The organism is Enterobacter sp. 342, assembly GCF_036663495.1.
Taxonomy (GTDB): Bacteria; Pseudomonadota; Gammaproteobacteria; order Enterobacterales; family Enterobacteriaceae; genus Enterobacter.
The window spans coordinates 58,063-77,663 of sequence record NZ_JAWUEI010000024.1 but is presented as its reverse complement, the minus strand read 5'-3'; the positions used below and the strand labels follow the sequence as shown (position 1 = coordinate 77,663).

The 19,601-nt window shown below is 41.5% G+C and carries 14 protein-coding genes and 1 pseudogene; 14 read left to right on the top strand and 1 reads right to left on the bottom strand.

Going from position 1 to position 19,601, the window contains the following annotated elements:
• The 9 genes and pseudogenes from V6E55_RS18070 to trhN form a co-directional block, all read left to right on the top strand.
• Positions 1 to 104 (top strand): annotated as a pseudogene (locus tag V6E55_RS18070) (fimbria/pilus outer membrane usher protein); the annotation flags it as partial.
• A 175-nt stretch (positions 105 to 279) separates the two neighbouring features.
• Positions 280 to 732 (top strand): H transfer determinant A, encoded by a 453-nt coding sequence (gene hdtA, locus V6E55_RS18065; RefSeq protein WP_000952689.1) that lies wholly within the window; start codon positions 280 to 282, stop codon positions 730 to 732.
• The gene (locus V6E55_RS18060; protein WP_000836981.1) at positions 722 to 1,147 is read left to right on the top strand and encodes a hypothetical protein; all 426 of its coding nucleotides are present in this window, start codon (positions 722 to 724) and stop codon (positions 1,145 to 1,147) included. Before hdtA ends, V6E55_RS18060 begins: the two co-directional genes overlap by 11 nt.
• An 8-nt stretch (positions 1,148 to 1,155) precedes the next feature.
• Positions 1,156 to 1,710, top strand: coding sequence for a plasmid transfer protein (locus tag V6E55_RS18055; protein WP_000235773.1), 555 nt, complete (start codon positions 1,156 to 1,158; stop codon positions 1,708 to 1,710).
• Between the two features lie 119 nt (positions 1,711 to 1,829).
• Positions 1,830 to 6,134 carry an IncHI-type conjugal transfer protein RSP gene (gene rsp / locus V6E55_RS18050; protein WP_001232109.1) on the top strand — a complete coding sequence of 1,435 codons (4,305 nt, stop codon included), beginning with the start codon at positions 1,830 to 1,832 and terminating at the stop codon, positions 6,132 to 6,134.
• Positions 6,135 to 6,411: 277 nt separating this feature from the next.
• Complete coding sequence (gene trhF, locus V6E55_RS18045; protein WP_001286760.1) at positions 6,412 to 6,924, top strand: IncHI-type conjugal transfer protein TrhF; 513 nt, start codon at positions 6,412 to 6,414, stop codon at positions 6,922 to 6,924.
• Complete coding sequence (locus V6E55_RS18040) at positions 6,911 to 8,422, top strand: TrbC family F-type conjugative pilus assembly protein (RefSeq protein ID WP_001256132.1); 1,512 nt, start codon at positions 6,911 to 6,913, stop codon at positions 8,420 to 8,422. The genes trhF and V6E55_RS18040 overlap by 14 nt, the downstream gene beginning before the upstream one ends.
• Before the next feature lie 144 nt (positions 8,423 to 8,566).
• Positions 8,567 to 9,622 (top strand): IncHI-type conjugal transfer protein TrhU, encoded by a 1,056-nt coding sequence (trhU, locus tag V6E55_RS18035; protein ID WP_181231580.1) that lies wholly within the window; start codon positions 8,567 to 8,569, stop codon positions 9,620 to 9,622.
• Between the two features lie 18 nt (positions 9,623 to 9,640).
• On the top strand, positions 9,641 to 12,829 hold the full coding sequence (trhN, locus tag V6E55_RS18030; RefSeq protein WP_000776701.1) for an IncHI-type conjugal transfer protein TrhN: 3,189 nt from the start codon (positions 9,641 to 9,643) through the stop codon (positions 12,827 to 12,829).
• Positions 12,830 to 12,857: 28 nt separating this feature from the next.
• Here the strand turns inward: trhN and V6E55_RS18025 are convergent, their stop codons facing one another.
• Positions 12,858 to 13,730, bottom strand: coding sequence for a hypothetical protein (locus tag V6E55_RS18025; protein WP_000771834.1), 873 nt, complete (start codon positions 13,728 to 13,730; stop codon positions 12,858 to 12,860).
• A gap of 179 nt (positions 13,731 to 13,909) precedes the next feature.
• Here V6E55_RS18025 and trhI point away from each other — a divergent pair, with 179 nt between their 5' ends.
• The 5 genes from trhI to V6E55_RS18000 all read left to right on the top strand — a co-directional run bounded on the left by trhI (position 13,910) and on the right by V6E55_RS18000 (position 19,550).
• Positions 13,910 to 15,694, top strand: coding sequence for an IncHI-type conjugal transfer helicase TrhI (gene trhI, locus V6E55_RS18020; protein ID WP_044704554.1), 1,785 nt, complete (start codon positions 13,910 to 13,912; stop codon positions 15,692 to 15,694).
• A 394-nt stretch (positions 15,695 to 16,088) separates the two neighbouring features.
• Positions 16,089 to 16,961, top strand: a complete 873-nt coding sequence (locus V6E55_RS18015) for a hypothetical protein (RefSeq protein ID WP_000041927.1) — start codon at positions 16,089 to 16,091, stop codon at positions 16,959 to 16,961.
• Positions 16,962 to 17,018: 57 nt separating this feature from the next.
• Positions 17,019 to 17,396 carry a hypothetical protein gene (locus V6E55_RS18010; RefSeq protein ID WP_000120822.1) on the top strand — a complete coding sequence of 126 codons (378 nt, stop codon included), beginning with the start codon at positions 17,019 to 17,021 and terminating at the stop codon, positions 17,394 to 17,396.
• A 60-nt stretch (positions 17,397 to 17,456) separates the two neighbouring features.
• Complete coding sequence (locus V6E55_RS18005) at positions 17,457 to 18,434, top strand: hypothetical protein (RefSeq protein ID WP_000810361.1); 978 nt, start codon at positions 17,457 to 17,459, stop codon at positions 18,432 to 18,434.
• 57 nt (positions 18,435 to 18,491) lie between these two features.
• On the top strand, positions 18,492 to 19,550 hold the full coding sequence (locus V6E55_RS18000; RefSeq protein WP_000063335.1) for an ATP-binding protein: 1,059 nt from the start codon (positions 18,492 to 18,494) through the stop codon (positions 19,548 to 19,550).
• Positions 19,551 to 19,601 lie beyond the last annotated feature (51 nt).

Below are 19,601 nucleotides of genomic sequence, written 5' to 3'. Positions count from 1 at the left end.
TCGGCCCAGATCCGCGAAATTTTAATCAGCGAGTCAGCTTGGGAAGAAATGACCTGCTTATTCGCACCTTCCCTAAGAATTATCTTAATAAATCTGGTACTTAATTATTATTTTACGTAAAAAGTCTTTGTGGTTTAATGGTTATGTAAGGATTTTTTGATACCCTTATACCCGATGGACCTAAGGTCACTGACAACGATGTTCATGTAGAATCTTCGTTTCTGTAATCCCTTTTGTCCTTGTCCCAAATGATTGATTATTATAATAAAGGCTGATCGAATGCTATCTCGCAACTCACTAATACATGGTTTACGCCGAGACCAGTTAATCGGAGTTCTGACTATTTCAGAGTTTCCGGTAGTTATGGTAGAAAGCCACTTCATTCAGTCTGAGGTTATGGGAATAAAACCCGTAATTTTTAATATTGATGAGCTTCTTGTTTCTATATCCCCAATTTCCTCTCTTAAGTTCGATTGGGAGTGGGCCCCAGTTGATACAATACTCATTGAAGTTATCATTCCACCTGTAGAGTCAGACCTTGTAAGTGCAGAAAATGACTTCCTCCGTGATTCTGGTATTGGCCATATCCAGTGCGAGCCTGGCGGAGCATCAATACGACGTACAGTTACCTTCGTTGGTGGAATAACCGCTGATAACTTACTGTATCAGTTGAGGCTTATGTGCGTAAGCGCGTTAAAACTTTTAGGAGAGGAACTGGGGGATGAAGTCTAAGATTAGATATGTTTTATCTGGTTTTGTTGTGTTATGTGCATTTGCTGGAGTTTATAAAATCCTAAACAATGTTCCGGTTAAACCTGACCTTTTGGACTTCACTGGAAACACATTTAAAAAGACATCACTCTTCCTGCCATGTGATAAAAGCTCGCCTTCTTTAAACATTAAAATTGCTGATAACGAGAAAATCGTGATCAACGGCATCGCTTCAAAAGTAACTTTTGTTGAAAAGGCTGACCCCGTCAAAAGCCCTGGTTTTTGTGATGATCTTGATCTAAACAATTCTCGCCTTGTACATACGGCATCTTACAGCCTGGTGATTTCTGAAACCAAAACAGGATTTACACTATCAAATTTCAAGCATCTTGCCGATGATGAATCATTAGGCGGTATGTGGTTTTATCAAAAGTGACTTTTTATATGGCAACTTCAGACTTCGCTCTTAAAAACCATAATGTTAAAGCATTTGGTCAGGATGCAGCCCTTGTCATTGAGATGAACAATGAAGATGTTAGCTCATCAAAACCTTCACCTTTTTCAAATGAGATTGATAATTATTATCTTACATTGCACGTCGCTCCAAGGAACGCAAAAAAAGATTATGACTGGGGCTCAAACCGTTCTGTACTTCTAAAATTGTCGACGAATGAAGTTATGCAGATGGCATCTGTATTTCTTAGAATCATGCATACTTTAAAGATTGATAAGAGGAAAACCTCACATCATGGCCACGTCGTATACAAAAATATAAGCGTTACCCCAAACGAGAGGGGCGGTTTGTTGTTATCCGCAGGGATAGTTCCAGTCGATAAAGATGGCTTAAAACCCTTCATGCACATGGTCCCCGTCTCACAAATGGATTGCGTTAAAATTGGCCTCTACATACTTGGATATCTTGCTCAAAAAACGCCCTGGGTAAGCTCCGAGTCTATAATTACCGCGCTTCGCTTATCTGAAGCCAAGAATTCAAAATAGCGCATTAACATACGGAATATACGGAAAAATACAGGTTTTTTTAAATGTTATACGAACGGATATTTCTGTTTTTCATCGTAAAGTGAGTTTAATTTTGCTCAGAAAAACAGGTATTCGTCATGAGAAAATCAGGTTTAGGTTTAGCCCTGTTGTTTTCTTTAATTGCTCCGATTAAAGCGGTCTATGCTGAAGCGATTATGATTTCAGGAAAGCTACAGGCTGATTTGCCAGCCGTATCCTTTGACCCGGGGCCGGGCGACTTTGTTGCATACGTTAATTCTAACACTATCACTGCCTCAGGTGCAGGCACAGCCTGTAATGTAACGGTTGATGATCGAGCGACTTCCTCTGTTGATAACCTCGTTTGTTTTTTTGAGTGGTTACCCAATACCTTGGGATTAACTTCTAACGGCTTCACTCTTTCAGGCGTTCCCAACACCACCGGTGATTTAAAACTACCTTACAAGATTTCTTACTTCTCTGGTTCTGAACGGAAAAAAGTTGAAATAGTAAAAGGTGAATATTCAATCAAAAGTGTGGCACCGGTAAAACCAACTATCACCGGTCTTAAATCATCCCTGAACGGATTAGTCTATGACGGCTTTTCTTTCAAATCGTATTTAAAGGATGAAGCGATCAAAGATATCGCTGTTTCTGTTGAACCCCGCAATTATATTCAATACATCTCAATAGGTTCAGGCTCCGCCTGTGAAGTACCTATTGGCGGAACTTCCTGTACCATTGAAGTTGGAAGCATTAAGGCCAGTGATACAGATGAACTTTTGGGTTCACGTGATATCACAATTACAGCAAACTCTAAGAATAATTATTTCGCACCTCCTGAATCCAAAAAGCTTGTTGTTAACTGGGATTATCGGCCTCCTGTAGTAGACCATACACTTTGGAATTTTACCGATGAGGCTAAAACAATCAAAGTAGGTGGCCAGGACATCTATACCGGAGCCAAAACCGTTGCTGTGGCCGTTAAGGTACCCCAGCAAGAAACAGAAGGTGAATGGTGGCTCCCAACAGCTATGTCGCTCACTATGACTCCGGATGGCGTGTTTAAGCCGACGACTAAAGTGACTTTAGATGATGGCACTGAGATTGATTTCAAACAGTCCTGGGCAACCCCTTTACGTAGAACTTTACAGCCGGTAAGTGGACCTCAAAAAGTCGGTGATGAGTACCTCTATATCTTTGACTTAACGGATCTTATAAACGGGTCCTACGCAGCGACTTTTACAGTAGAAAATACGAGCAAAAACTCTTCTACGTACACTGAGCCTGAAAGCAAACTGATGCTGTCTGATAACCCAACGCTTATGGTTCTCAAAGATGGGCAGGTATTAACTAAACGAGCACCCGTATACTTCCTGAACGAGATTATCGTTGCAGCTTTCCAGGGGCAGGCTGGGGTTGCTGACATAAAATCAGTAACAATAGACAACAAAGTAGTTTCGTTAACACCTACAAATTATAAAGGTATTTACTACCTGCCGGTTGGAGACGATTTAGCAGTTAATTCGGATCACGAGATTACTGTGGTGGCTGAAAACCTTTATGGAAAAAACGTAAATTTCAGTACCGTGTTCACTTATCAACCTACTGGATTCACTCTTAAGAATCTGGAAAAAAACGTAACTCTTTACTCGCGCGTACGTCAGTATACGGACCTGCTTAGTCAAACAGCTGGTGATAAATGCACTCTGTTTACCACAGAGGAAAATGCGAATGCTTACCTCGCCTGGTATGGGGAAAAATCAGATGTTACAGCATGCTACCCTCAGTGGAACAATGTCCCTGATGGGTTGGAGTTCTATTTTAAAGGACGTACCCCGGGTCTAACTGGATTCTTTAATAAAACAGGTGAGAATCTGCTCGACTATCAAGTCTATATGATTAACGGGAAGGGCTCTAAAGCGGTTTCCGCAAGGAATCGCCGTACTCTGACCACACAATTACCATACAACCCGATCATCTCTTACAAAAAGAATAAAGTCATAGCAGGCATCAATCCGAACACTGCTCTGGCTTATACGACCGGGGGGGAGGCCGCTCGAATATTAGCGAAGGTGGTACCAGCTGACGTTACGATGATCGTCTCTCAAAACGGCTCTGAGGCTGTCAAAACGTCATTTAAAAATCGTTCCTCAAACAACGATGCAACGACCTTTGTACAAAGGGTCAAGGTTGCTGCTGCACCATTGTGGACAAAGAACGTCTTTGACATAGCTGTAGAATACTCAAAGGATCCAGAATTAAGAACTACAGACACCCTCAACGTATATACGGTGCCTGATTTCAATATTCGAGCATCGATGGAAGTGGATGACAAAAAAACAGCCACATCTCTTGAAGTGCCCTTAAAGGTAACAGTGGGGCGTTATAACAACTCCACACGTAAAAGTGCATTTGACCGTAAAACAATGGGAGAATGGGACGTCACGATATACTCTCAAAAAAGTGTATACGGCAAAGATCCAGAAACAGGCCGTTATAAAACTACATACGAAAGAACTGCGCTGACTGAAGCATTGCCGGTCAATGATGCGGGCATTGTCGAAACCAAGATTAAAATTGAAAATATGGATCTGGGTAATATGCGTCTGGTTGGTGTGGCTAAGGTCAGATCGCCATTCTCTGATTTTGAAATGAAACGTGAGACCAGTGCTGTAGGCATTCGAATCTATAAAGGTGAGGAACTGGAGGGTAACCTGTCGAAAAGCCTTATTATCGGAAGGATCCCACTTAGTACTCTGGTAAGCTTCAAATCTGCCAGTACGGCTAACTCTGATGCACTCGCCCCCACCGAATGGCAGCAGTCCTCTGATAATGGTCAAACCTGGACCATGCTTTCCGACATGACCGGAAAGAGAAGTGTAAGTATCAAAAAGACAGAAGTAGGAAAGTGGCTTTATAGGGCAAAAATGACTAATAAATTCACATCCAAGATTTCCTACACAGATGCCTTAACGGTAGTTACCTACAAGCAGCCTAAGCTCAGTATAGATGTTACAGACATTCTTCAGGGCTCAGATATACCTGTAACCCTGCTTGATAACGATGAACCTATACCAGCAGGCACCGCTGAGGTTCTCTGGTCAGAGGATAAAGTCAACTGGGTGCAGGGAGATACAACTTACACTGTGGCTTCAGCTGATACCCTACCGTCTACGATTTATGCCCGGATGCGTTACCTTGATTCCGATGAACTGGCAGAGGAGTCTTCATGGAAGGAAACGTCTGCTCGGTTGGCAGCCGCAAAACCCAAGCGCCTTTCTGTCTCGGTAACGGGGGTTTCAAAGGTAGAGGTTGGTCAAAAAGTTACTTTGGAAGGTAAGTTCACGAACCCTAACAGTAAGTACCAGAATGGTAATAACGTAGTTGAAGAATGGAAAACACCGGATGGCCAGACATTTAAGGGCTCTTCACTGTCTGTTACCCTTACTGAGCAAATGTTGGATAAACAGGGATATGCTGCTTTTGAATACAGTGCATGGTTAGCGGACAATAAGGAGAATACGGTTTCTACCCGTAGAGTTTCTGTCAAATCGTGGGTTTATAAATTTCCCGAGATGAAAATAAGCTCCAAACTTAAATACGACATGGCACCGACCACCCTACGCGTTGCGTTGAGCGGTATTAAGGATGGAGACTATCCTGGTGTTACTTATTCCCGTGAATGGATCTACGACAAAGAGAATCTGGTAATCACTAAAGATGAAGGTGACACCAAAGAATTTACAATTGAAAATCCTGGCAAATATACATTGATGGTTGTTTTCAAAGATAACCGAAACAATGAACAGCGTATCGAAAATACCTTTGTTGTCGATGAACAAACGCCAATGAACGTTGAGATGACACCCAAGTTCTCTAACAAATATATGAGAGCTCCACTCGATGTAACCTTAAGGTCAAACATCAAGCTATCTCATTCGGCGGACTCGATAGATACGGTCACATACAAGGTGAACGGTGAAGTAATACCCAGCGGCAAAAATTATTGGGCTCAACTGATCTCGGGTTTAAAAGAAAAGAAATACGAGATTACAATTGATGTTGTTAGTAAACTTGGACAGAGAGGTTCAGCATCTGTTGAGTTTGATGTCGTTAAAAACGCAGTGCCTAATTGTACATTGAGCTACACGGAAACCAACCTAAGCTGGAGCTTTACCAATAAATGTGATGATACTGATGGAAAAATGGTTAGATATGAATGGTTCATCAACGGCGAATTAAGGAACGTTTTCGGTAGTACGGCTACACTTTCTAAAAACCTTAACCGTGGTAAGCAGGACATAAAAGTAATTGCTTATGATGATAGTGGAGACTTTGCAACACAGCACGTGACAGTTTTCGGACCGGCTGAAGAGGCAAGTAAGTCTGAAAACACTGTATCAATACCAAGCAGTGAGTAGTTAATTTTTAAATATAAAGCCGGGACATTATGTCCCGGCTTTTTTATACCCAATAATTGGACCTTTGAAAAATTAATGTCGGAAAGTAACTTTGCTCCAAAGGCATCTTTCATGGCCGCTAACAAAGCTGCGTATACATGCTGAGGAATTAACATTCTTATAGGTGAATATTAGGTTGGTTTGCAGACTTCCGAGCGTTGAAAAACATGGATAATAATTACTTGGATAGAGGTGCATCTGCCTAGTAAAAATATTCTTCAGTGCCAGTGAGAAAAATATGAGCGACTACATACCTAAAAAGAGAGGGCTGCTTATACTGGATTGGTATGTCCCCCTTAATATTTTATTGCTGATTCTCGTTATGTGTGTCTTTTTCACCCGTTATACATTTGGATACGGTTTATTGAATGGGTGCCTGCCTGCTGATTTTTATATGATTGATCATTCGGATAAAAGTATTAAAACTGGTGAACTCATAGCATTTAACATGCCGAAATCGGTACGTTTTATCCCAGAAAATGAACGAGTCATAAAAATTGTTGCCGGTGTGGGCGGTGACAAACTTAAAGTAACAATGGATGGGGTTTATAACGGGGACAAATTTTTTGAAGCTAATGCACGTCGTATTTCGAAGAAATACAATATTCCGTCCATTTTGATTGAAAAAGAATTGATAATTCCTGAAGGCGAAGTTTTCCTAATTGGGCAAACCGATCACTCATGGGATTCCCGTTTTTGGGGAACAGTAAAGCTGAATTCAGTAATTGGGAAAACATATGCGATCTTTTAATGTAAATAAAAAATATTTACCAATACTTCCTGGACTTGCGTTATGTGCAGTTTTAAGTAATACAAATGCAAGCACTGAGTATCAACATGATGCTGACCTAATCGCTCAGCAAGCAAAAGGGCTTGGGGCACAGGCTAAAGGTGCACAGCAGCCAGATGGGGCTCTTAGCCTTGATGCTACGCTAAAATCACCAGATGTGCAGAAGTACATAGCGCAAGCTGAAGCACTCCAAAAAAACCAGGACCTGAGCAAGCAAATAAACCGTGGTTACGTCCCCGGTATGAATGCGGATAGTGTTCAAGCAGTTATAGACCATACCCAGGCTATCAGGGCCCAAAGTAATAACTCTGAAGCTGTCAACGATATAATTAGAAGACGTGATGAAATTCAAGAAAACGCCAGCCTTAATGAAGCGGCTCTGAAAGCTGTGGAAAATAAGCCGGAAGTCATGCGAGGACAATCTAAAAATATCGAAAAATTGTTTGGTTCCTCGGGCATCACAGCTGCTGACTTCGAAAGAAAAATGGATAGCACACGTGAAGAAGCACTATCAACTGAAAATGGAATAACGATCTTTGCTTCATTTAGCTTGCCGGATTATGTACTGGAAGACCTTCTACGTACGGCCTCAGAGCATAAAGCTCGTGTAGTTTTCAATGGTCTAAAGAAAGGAACTACTCGGCTACCAGAGACACAGGCAGCAATAAACCAAATGATTGTCAAAGGAAAATTTGAATCTCCTTTGATTACAATTGATCCTGATAGCTTCAGTCAGTATCAAGTAACTCAAGTACCGACAATTATTTCTAGGGAGCAAGCTCGTTTTGCAAAAATGGTAGGCTCCTTCAACGTTGAGTTTTTTCAGCGAGAACTTGCTAAAAAACCCGATCAGGATATTTTCCCGGTTGCTGGTACCACTTATCCCGTTGAAGAAAAGAGCATCATTAAAGAACTGGAAGAACGTGCACAAAAATATGACTGGGAAGGTGCAAAAAAAAGGGCCGTTTCTGACACATGGAAAAATCAATGGATGGTCGACCTCCCTCCTGCCCAGGAACACAAAGAATTTTTAATTGACCCTACAGTGAGGGTCACTCAGGACGTAAAAGATAAGCAGGGCCGTGTAATAGCTTCCGCCGGTGAGTTGATTAATCCACTTTCGAGATTTCCTCAAAACCTGACGATGATAATTTTCGATCCACTCAATCCGGGCCAGCTGGTATGGGCTGAGCAGCAGTATCGACAACGTCTGGGTAGTGGAAAAGTAATGCCAATGTTTACCCGTATCCAAAAAGATAATGGATGGGATCACCTAAATGATTTACGTGAAAAATTTAACGGTAAGGTGTTTAAAGTTAACGAACAGATCATCTCACGCTTTCAGATTAAAAACACACCTGCGCTTATAACTACTGACCAAGATAAATTCCGGATCACCCTGTTTAGCGAGGCAGAAGTCCGTGGTATCGGAGCCCCAAATCTTTCAGAGGAAAAATAAGATGAAACTCGGATTTATTATAGGCGCTCTCTTTGCAACATGGCTGACGCTAAATTATCCGGACCAGATGAGAAGTTATTTTACCAAAGCCGTCGACTATATCGAAAGTGTTGCAACATTTATTACATCCAAGTGAGCATGATGGTGAAAAAATTCAAAAAGTTACTTTTAGAGTTCATTGTAGCAGTTATGCTTTCGCTTTCTATACCGGGTATGGCTATGGCAGCAGATGCTGGAGTCCCTGGGGCTATGTGTCAGTCAGCTGGAGTGTGGCAGGGCTTGATTAAGAATATCTGTTGGAGCTGCATTTTTCCCATGAGGATAATGGGCATAGGGGCAGCTCCAGAAGGCGCTGCTCCTTCACGTCCGGGTTGCTACTGCACAGATCAGAACGGCGTACCGGAAATAGGTTGGCAATTGAGCTTCTTTCAGCCGGTGAAGATTGTAGAAGTTGTAAAGAGCCCCTGGTGCAGCCCCTTTCTTGAAGGCACGATGCTTCAAAAATCGCAGTTTGATATTGGTAAAAGCAACACAAATCAGCCAATGACAGCAACTGAAGCCGGATTTTACGATGTTCATCTTTGGGAGTTCCCAATCATGACAATGCTCAAATTACTGATTATTGGCGAGTGCACTGCTGAACCCTATATAGATGCCAGCCTGACCTATATAAGCGAAGTGGACCCTATGTGGGAAAGTGATCTGCTTACACTCGTCCTGAATCCAGAGGCAGTAGTTTTTGCAAACCCAATTGCCTCAATGGTGTGCGCTGCTGACTGTGTAGCAGTAACAGCAGGAAAGGATAATCTCGCTGCATACTTTTGTGCCGGATGCGATGGCAACCTTTATCCATTAACCGGCCACATTTACGCAAATGATGACGCTGTAAGGACGAGTTCACTGATAACCCAGCGTCTTCTGACTAAACTACATCGCCAGGGAATGCTGATGCGAACGATGGGAGCAGACGCAATGTGTGAGAAAACGTGGGAATACTTTACACCTCGTTCCCAGTATCGGCTTTCAATGCTTTTCCCAACTCCTGAGGCGAAAGGGCCGGATTGCTGTCATCGTCTTGGTGATTCGGTACATGACTGGTCAACCCTTAAAGGTGGGCGCAAAAAAATAGGCAATGATAATTATGTCTATATGTTGTGGCGTTACAATGACTGTTGCGTCAGATATATACCAGGCGCTTGATTTCTAAGGGTAAAAATAATGAAACTTAGAAAAACGATAGCTTCAACTATTATTGCATCAATGATTGCCAATACTATGAGTTGGGCTTTTTATATCTCTCTCATAAATATGGTAATGACTCCTCGTATTTATGCGGCAGACGCTATATTTGACCAGCTCGAAAGTAACTTTAATCTTGCTAATCCTAACGCAAATCGCAATGCGACAACCAGTGCTCAGGACATTGTTGAGAAGTACAAGAATGCGGATTCAGGCGAGAATGTCAGTGGGAAGATCACCGAGAAATACGTGGGTAAAGCCGAATCCGCTAATCTTAATCTCGGAAAGTATGGGGCAGGGAACTCAAATGAAAGTGTCATGAAAAATGCCGCATCCGATGGAAAGTCCATTGGTAGCGCCGTACAACTGCCGAGTATGTCTGGAGGGACAATCAATTCAAACTATACCAAGGAAGGGGCAAAGCTGCTCTCTCGGGATGCTAATGGCAACATTGGTATAAGCAGTAATCCCAATACTACTCCTGGAACCAAAACAAATACCGGAGAGATTTTCAGCTCAGAGCAAAAGCACAGCGATATTAAGTTCAATGCCGCAGATCGTTATGGGGATGAGGATGGCTTTGTAAACGATATAAAGAATCGGAAAAGCCAGTTATTTGATGCTCAAAGTTATGATGGCGTTGCCTACCGCACCCTCGTAAATGCTAACAAGGACAACCCGGCATCATCTATAAAGCCTAACGATCCCATGTTTACTGCGGGGAGAAATGAGATAACAAATGCTGTTGCTGGTACTGGAAACTGGCTTCAGAACTGTAATGTTGAGACCTCTAAAAAAACAGTAACCACACACTATCCTGATTACAAAGAGTTCTACTGTAACTCGCCTAAGCAAGATAACTTCAGCAGCTGCACGATAACCCGTGATTTTTCAGTCCCTGTTTACATTTCAGGCGGAAACGGAGACATGTCGATGTGCGGCGATAATTGTGTGCGTATATGGTTTGGTCGCCGTGATGACAACTACTGGAGTGACGGGGTATATGATAACGAACTGACATTAAAATTCCATCCGGATGCAAAATTGGCCTCAGCAAAGATTGTTAACGCGGAGTGGGATGACCACATGCGGGTAACACTTGATGGCACGCAGATTTTTGCTCACATAGATGGTGCATATCGAGAAAGTGACTATCCGGCTCCTAAGGGATCTTGGGAGTTAAAAAAATCGTGGAAACTCGACAAGGTTTACGATGTGACTGATAAGGTCAGAAAATCGGTGTATGAGGAGCCTGATCGAGAAGTGACAATGGCATCCAGAGTATGGGTTGGTGGGAAGGGTGAAGGGTATTTTGAGGTTGAGCTGACTTTTGAAAATATGAAGCTCGAAGATAAGCACGTCCAGGAACCAGCTGGTTGTTACGATGCTGTACAAGCTCCGAATACATTCTGCCGTTTCGATCGGTTTAAAGATATGGATGTTGGCACAAAACGGCTTCCGGAAAGCGTGCTTTCATTGGCAAAGCCTCTGTATGAAGGTGATAAAGGATTTCTTACCTGGAAGACAAACCTTGAAGGCTACTTTTGTGATCCATTGGCCAAAGACAAAATTTGCTCTTATGACGCTAGTGGAAAAATTATGAAAGACGCTAATGGAAAGGACCTCTGTTACAACTATGAAGAAATAAAGAGTATGCCTGATGCATGTAGTGCTTATAAAAATGATGCAGCATGTGTACTCGATAAACAAACATGTGCAGAGGGTTGGTTCGATGAGGGCACTAACAGTTGCTACATGTATGAACAGAAATACACCTGTGACAGAGGGAAGGATGTAGTTCGGGAGGTTGAATCTTCTACAAATGCCTGTGTTGGCATGATCCCATGTTCAGGTGGAACATGCGAAACTGGGCCAAAGGAAGAGAACAACGATTTTGGAAAAGTTGCGGCTTATTCAAACATGGTTCAGTACATGCAGGGCGAAGCCAAATGCGAAGACCCTAACGATGCCAATTCATGTTCCGTCTTTGAAGGAAAACCTGAATGGTGTGGTCGTTCAGTAGGCTTTGTAAATGGCCTGGCAAAGACGGACTGCTGCGAAGCACCACAGGGAACCGCAGGAGCACTTGAAGGTATCATGCTTGCCGGATCTATGATCAGAAACACAAACTGGACCAGAGTTAATGCTCAGCTAATAAAATGGACCGGCGGTGATACAGGTACATGGGCTTCTATGTCTAATGCGGTCGGAGAGTGGACTGCATCAGCTGGTAAAACAGTAGGGCAAATGTGGAACAACGTCACGAGCTCCTTAACGAGCGTATATGAAAACGTCGCTGGTAATCTAAGCAGGGCAGTTGGGTCTTCCGCAACTTCTGGAGGGGCAGGAGGTGCTGGCCAGTTGGCACAGGAAACAATGTCCAGCTTCGGTATAGGTCAGCTTAAGCAGATGGCAATGAAGAAAGCCTACGAATTGCTACCAGATACAGTTCGTGACTTTGTCTTTAAGAACGTTGCTACTACCGGAGGAGAGGTTGTCTTCTCGGCTGCGGTTCAAAACTTTATGCTTGCATTAAACGTGATCGGTTGGATTTATACAGCCTATCAGGTCACTAAAATGCTTTTAGAAATGTTGGTAGCATGCGACCAGAAAGAGATGGAAGCTTCTATTCATAAGAATCAAAAATCCTGTTTTACATTAGATACGGAACGATGCGTCAAATATCTGAATGTTGGTTTCACAAAGAAATGCGTTAAAAAAGCAACAGACATGTGCTGTTATAATTCCATGTTGTCACGCGTTATTATGCAACAAGCTTATCCGCAATTAGGAATAGACCCTGTCGCCTCTAATTGCGTGGGGCTATCAATAAAGCAAATACAGCAACTGGATTTCGATAAAATTGATCTGACGGAGTGGATTAATGATGCAGTTCAGGTAGGAGAAGTTCCTGATCAATATTCAAAATTCTCCGAAGAATCAATTGTGGAAAACTTACCATTCCAGAATGAGAACTATCAACTTCCATCAGAACGTACCAAGGAAGCAATGGGCGGTGAAGAAAATATGATAAAGGCCAGACAAGAAAATGCTCAGGCTATAAAAGAGGAAAATGTAGATTGTAGCTATTTACCTCGACCGGCCATATGTGAGGTAGGTTCAACTACGCTGGATCCGGTTACGGGCAAGCAGTTGCCGAAATATTGAAGAAGGGGCCGTTAGGCCCCTTTTTTAATTACTTGGCTTTCAATGTTTTTTCTGGGAAGCCTTTTTTACCGTATTCACCGGTAAAGAGGTAATAATCTTTTCCGTTGATGGAGGCTGCAACACCCCCTGGAGTTGTTGTATTTGGGCTATCAGAACGGAAAATGATACCCGAAAAATCAGCGCTTGTTTCGTTTCCTTTAAATGGGATGAACACATAACGAATTACAGCGTAATCACCAGCGGGAAGGTTTAGCTCAGGAATTTCGGTTCCTGTTGCGGGGCGAATCGCCTGAAAGCTGTACATTGAATCTGTAGGGAAAACATCAGCATCAGGCTTAGAGGGCAGATCACAGGTACTCCATTTATTGACGACTGCCATATCAATTTTACATGTGGCCAGAGCTGCTTTCTGTTTTTCAGGGTTGTATCCAAATGAGGCCTGAGTTGCTTTTGTATGCTCAAAAACATACTTAGCTCCCTCACGTACCAAACTTTCATCATTGTAAGGCAATTTTTTTGGATTGGGGACGAACACTAGGTATTGATTGACCTGGATGTATTCGGCGTCAGAAGAACTGTACAAAGAGCTGAGGCTCATGATCCCAAAACCTTTTAGACCGCCTGTTACGTAGCCCATCGAACTATTGATGAGATACTTAGAAAGAAAGTTGTCGGCATCCCCTCCAGGAGTAACCTCTTGCTCCTTAAAATTAACGTCGAAACCAGCAAACGAATAGGCATTCTTGGCGACAGAATCATTTGCATTAGCATGCCAGTACTGGCCGTGACTGTACGCATTCAGAGCGGTGCCTGGCGTAGTGCCGGTGTCACCGGCACAACCCGATAGGGAAAAACCAATGACGACAGAAGAGACCAGAGATACTAAACGTAAAAGTTTCATTTAAAGCCCTTTTTGTAATGTCTTTTGGAGATGGAACCATTATTCCATAGTCACGCGTTTCACAAACAACCTGATTGCATAAAAAAGGAAAAAAAGTGATTTCCAGTAGAACCAGCAGTACACAAGAAAAGCGCTTTTATAAAAATGTATAATTATTAAAACGAAGTAATGAGGTTGAAATGGGTAAGCCAACAGAAGAGCAAAGACCTGTTATCGAGAATGCTAGCGCAAACAATATGGTGATAGCAGCGCCTGGATCAGGCAAATCGTTCACCATGATAGAAGCGGTTATATCGATTCTCAAAAAGTATCCATATGCAAGAATCGGGATGGTGACCTTTACTCGCGCTGCAACAAACGCACTTGCAGCAAAGTTACAAAAGCGATTGAGCAAGAAGGATCTTGACCGGGTGCTGGTGGATACTTTTCACGGACTCGTTAAGAAGCAACTGGACATGATTCGCTGGCCGGGAAAGATGTTGATAGGGCCAGCACAGAGATCTGTCATTCACCGGGCTTTGAAAGAATCCGGTGTAACGATGAAGTTTGCTGAAGCTGAATTCGTTATTGATGCTATCGGCAGAGAAATGGATACGGATGTGATTTCAGTTCGGCATAACAGACAACAGATCCATTTGTTTAATACCTATCAGGCGTTATGCCAGAAAGACCATGTGGCGGACCTCAATGCTCTTTCAAAATTTGTTGTCGGTCAAATGCATTCGGGAAAAATGCGCACGTTAGATTTGACACATTTGATAGTAGACGAAGTTCAGGATACTGACTCTATACAATTCTCATGGATAGCATTGCATACAAGAGCTGGAGTCTATACGAGTATAGTTGGAGACGATGATCAGGCCATCTACTCCTTCAGATCCTCAGGAGGAGTCAAAATATTTCAACAGTTTGAAAAACACTTCAGACCTAACATATTTTACTTAAACACATGCTTTAGGTGTGAACCTGAAATTTTAGAGGTGGCCGGAGCACTGATAGGAAAGAATGTTTACCGTTATGCCAAAGAGTTACGCTCGGCAAAAAAGGGAGGGGGAAAGGTCACTTTTCGTTCATATGTAGATATGGAGGAACAGATACAGGGTATTTTAAGCCTTATAAATCAGGATCCACATGGATGGGCAATTCTAAGCCGCAATAATGCTCACTTGGATGAGCTAGAAAGTTTGATCGAACAGCCAGTAATTCGTTACGGAGGTAAATCATTCTGGGATGAAAAAGAAACAAGCGATGTGTTAAGCCTTATGGCCTTTTTCCGACAATCAAATGATCCTCGCTTAATGAAGAGAGTATTGGCATTGTTTGGAGAACAGGAATCAGTTTTGGATGAAGTGGCATTGAGTATGAGAGGAAGAAAAGTTACTTTTGGCGACCTTGCCATCCCGGAGGACAGTTCTCTCGAAACAAAAACATTACATTCAAACTTCGTGCGCTTTACCCAGGAAAGTTCTGATAAAGTTGAGATAGCAAAACGTTTCGCCAACCTTACGAAATGGATGGAATCGTCGTCAATCAAGATGAGGAGTAATAAAGGTACAGCAACCTTAACAAAAATTGCTTTAGACACTTGTAAACAGTGGGCAGAAAAGACTGGTTGGATGAATATGATAAATCGTGCTGCTGCAATGTCATTAGGCCCTAGGAAGAAGGACGAGGAATACAGCCCAGAGAAAGTAGTCCTATCAACCTTGCATGGTTCAAAGGGTCTTGAGTGGAATAAAGTAATAATAATGAGTTGTAATGCGGATCAGATACCAAGTAAAAGATCAGTTGGGGAGGAGGCAATAGAAGAAGAAAGACGTTTGCTTTATGTTGGATTTACGCGTGCAGAAAAGCAACTTTTTGTAATGTGGTATGGTGATCCTTCTTTCTTTTTAAGAGAATGCAGTGAAGAAAAGATGAAAGAAGCAGCTAATATTCGAATTTCTCCACTTTATACAGAATAATTCGATATGGGCATTTACTTATGCTTAAAGCTATAGTATAAAAACAATGAGCTTAAATATCAGCTCCCAAATTTGAGTAACTTTGCTTAAAGTTACTTTCGCGTTAAGCGTTGATTTAGCCGTGAAAAGCGGCCAGCTTAAACAAGCTGTAAGACACCACCGGCAAAATGTCACCTTTGTCGCTGGTGCACTTCCCATGCCTGCAAAAGGCAATCTGAATTTACCAAACCGTAACTAATTTAGCTCCTCCTGGGGCTATTTTTGTTGCGTACTTCTAATGCCAGATAGTATAAATCAGGCGGTTCATAGCTTACGGGAGATGAATGACAGGCTTTGCCTTCGTGTTGAAACAAAAATTTGTTTCTTCCTTCTTACTATATATAGGTGACCCCAAATGTCTAAAAATAAAGCTCGCAGTAAAGCCCTTCATCAAACCTTTAGTGAAATTATTCCAGAGATGGATAAGGCGCTAAACAAACAGCTCTTAGAAGTTCTGATGAAATATACAGAACGTGATAATGAACTGATTGTTATTTTGAATGAGGACGGCCCAAATATCATTGAACTTAAGTCTCTTAAGCCTGTGTCTTTGTTGGCCGAAAAGCTTTCTGCTTATTCAAGCTATTATCATGTGGATGTTGTGGAGCTCGTGGTCAAGAAAATTGATTTCGAAGGAGCTTATAAGCTTCTTAAAGCTTCCCCAGATGTACCACTTTTTAAAAGCTTAACTGAACTGGATAAATATCTTGTTGAGGAGTTTGAAAAATACGGATTAAATTCATTTCTTGACGTGGATAATCTGGATTACTCACTTGAAAAAGCCAGTGAACTCAAAAATGAGCAGTTAATAAATTGGGTTTCGGACATCATTTGCAAACGTGAAAAATTAACTTTACGTAAGCGTTTTGATGTCGCAGTAAAGGCCCACTACGAAAATGTAGAAAAAATGTATGATACCATTCGTCCGTTAATGAAAAAACTGGGTTTCCCAGAAGATCTCATGACGCACACCTTTAGTGAGTTAAGCGTTTTTGAAACTAAAGGATGGGACCATGCAATAAAATCGAAAATTGAGACTCTCGCTAAGCGTGAAACTCAATATTTAGATGATGCGGCTAAAGCAGAGAATCGACGTCTTGTAACAGAGAAGTTGGAGAACTCTTTAGCGATTGCACCAACTAAACCAACAAGAAATTGGTTACATATTGCCGGAATTGCCTGTTTGGTAGTCTGCACGTTCATGTATGTAACTAATAAATTTATTTAATCCTGTTAAGGGGGAACCCTAACGGGGCTTCTCTTTGAACAAATCGAGGAGCGGAAAATGTCATATCTTGAATATATCAATGAAGTAAAAGTGTCCGGGATAGTTATCAGTGCTGTGGAGAAAAAAATGACTGACCAGAGTATAGGTTTGTTAATAAAGCTCAAAAATAGGATGAAGACAGAAGTTGATGGTGAAATCACTGAGAGAGAATTTTCAGTTCAAATCAAGGTGTCGCCTGAAATGTATTCAACCTGTTTCACTGGTATAAATCAGGGTGATGAGTTGATGGTCTCCGGTTATATTGTTGTCGATACTATTATGATTGAAGGGAGAGAACATCCTCTTGACTACATGAGAGTGGTAGCAACAAGTAAGTTGGCTCACATACCTAAACCTCTAAAAGGTTTTGGACAAAGTAGCTTTAATCAGATCTGACATTAAACCCACCCTAAAGGGGAGAAATCCCTTCATGGGATTTCTCCTTTTGGAGTCCCCATGAAACAAAAATTTAGGGCTACTGCAATAAGTAGTAATCAACTTAGTTTTTTTTCTATATTCGATATAGATGAAGATGAAATAACGCAAATAGTTGATTCACCCAAAGAGCATTTAAATGATGCATACACGTCCGGATTAAACTTTAAATCAGATGAAAGTAACATTTCTGAGATAAATTATGATTCTGAAAGGCGTGAAAATCACCTTTATGAAAAATCCAAATTACTTAAAAATCAGATTTTGCATACAATTAATTTTGCAGCAGAAACAGATTATCTATATTCGGTTGAAGAATATAACCCAGATTTGGGTGGTCTGGTAATAGAATGGACCCCTGAGGATGTGTATGTTGTTTTTCTATCCGCTATGGAAGAGTCTTTGGAAATCATTAAAGAACTAGTGTTGAGGAGAAAGTTATTCTTCAAAGATGACAATGGTAATATCACAGTGAATCCACTTTTAGAAGCTGAAACACGGTGGTATATGTCAAAATCATTTGAATACACTTGTTTATCTCATGGACTTGATGCATGTGAATTTAGAGCGGAATTAAAATCATGGCTCTATTATCATTCGCATCGTTCGATTAGTGAAAACACGAAATTAGCTGAATGCAGGAATGATGATGAAATCATTTTGCATGATTGCAATGACGATATGGGCTGGGACATCTTCTTTGATCAGGATTATTTAATGTCAGAAAAAAAACTGGCTGTTAAATGGACTGACAGGGAAATTATGGATGTTTACATAAAAGCTTTTAAATCCACATTAGAGTTGTTTGACGAGCTTGTTTCATGTGATCTGTTAACTAAACGAAACGCTTTTGGCAAGTTAGAAATAAATCCAATATTCGAAAATCATTTTGAATGGATCATGTCTGAAGCTTTTGAAATAGTGGGAAATCATCTTGGTTATAATGTGCCTCAAATCAGGAAACTGATGGCAACTATTTGCCAAATGAATCTCAAATAAAATGCCACTGGCAAACATCTGCCAGAGGGCGGTGTTTGCATTTTACCGGAGTTAAAAATGTCTAATGCCGCTATGAAGTTAAATGAAACATCTTCTGATGCTTATGAAAAATTAGAAGCTCTTCTTTCCCCGGATGTTATAAAGTTAAAACATTATGTGGATAAAGGTGAGTATCTTTTAGTTCTAGCAAAGGACCTTTTTGGTATTCCAGAAATGGATCCAAAGATGGCTGTGCCTGTTTTCAAAACTAAAACCTCGTATCGAGCTCCGCTGAACAAAGACTACATACCAAATCCCCGAATACTTGAACAAGTGGTTAAACTGCTTATCAGTCCGGATATAGATTTAAGTGTGTGTCTTAAAGGTGAGTCCGGTTCTGGCAAGACTGAAATGGTAATGTACATTAGCCACATGATGAATTGGCCGCTGACAATTAAGCAGATCAACAGCAATATTCGAGTTGATGAGCTTGAAGGTGAGCGCAGTCTTAATGGTGGTAATACAGGTTTTGTACACAGCGATTTGGTAACGGGATTTCGTAATGGTCACCTCATTCTTCTGGATGAAGTGGACAAAATCGATCCTGATACGGCAGCAAAACTTCACATGCCCATTGAACGTAAGCCCTGGTCACTCAGTGCTAATGGTGGTGAGGTTATAACTGCTAATGGCTACACGCGATTTATTGGTACTGCAAACACAAACATGAGTGGAGGCGCTCGCCGGTTCGTTTCTTCTCAACGTCAAGATGCAGCTTTTATAAAGCGGTTCTTGATAGTTGAAATGGAGAAGCCCGACAAAGTTGCTTTAACCAATGTGCTTACTAAACGATATAGCTCTTTGCCTTTTCAGGTCATTGAGAAGTTCGTAAGAGTAGCGATTGCAGTAAATGACTCTGGTACAGAAGACAGTGTGATGGATATTCGTCAATTAGTAGCTTGGGTTGGCACGTCGATGACGTTAAAAACCTTTAGTCTTCTTGACACTTTCAAAATAGCTTTTGCTTCTGCTTTACCTTTACATGTGGTCGATCTTGTTCTTCAAGCTATAGATCTTTCTCTTGGCGAAGACAAGGATAAATCGCTGGAGTATTTCACAGCAAAAAAGTCGAGTTAGATGGGATTTGTTATGAAACCTCTGATATTTGTATCTCAGAGTTATCCCATC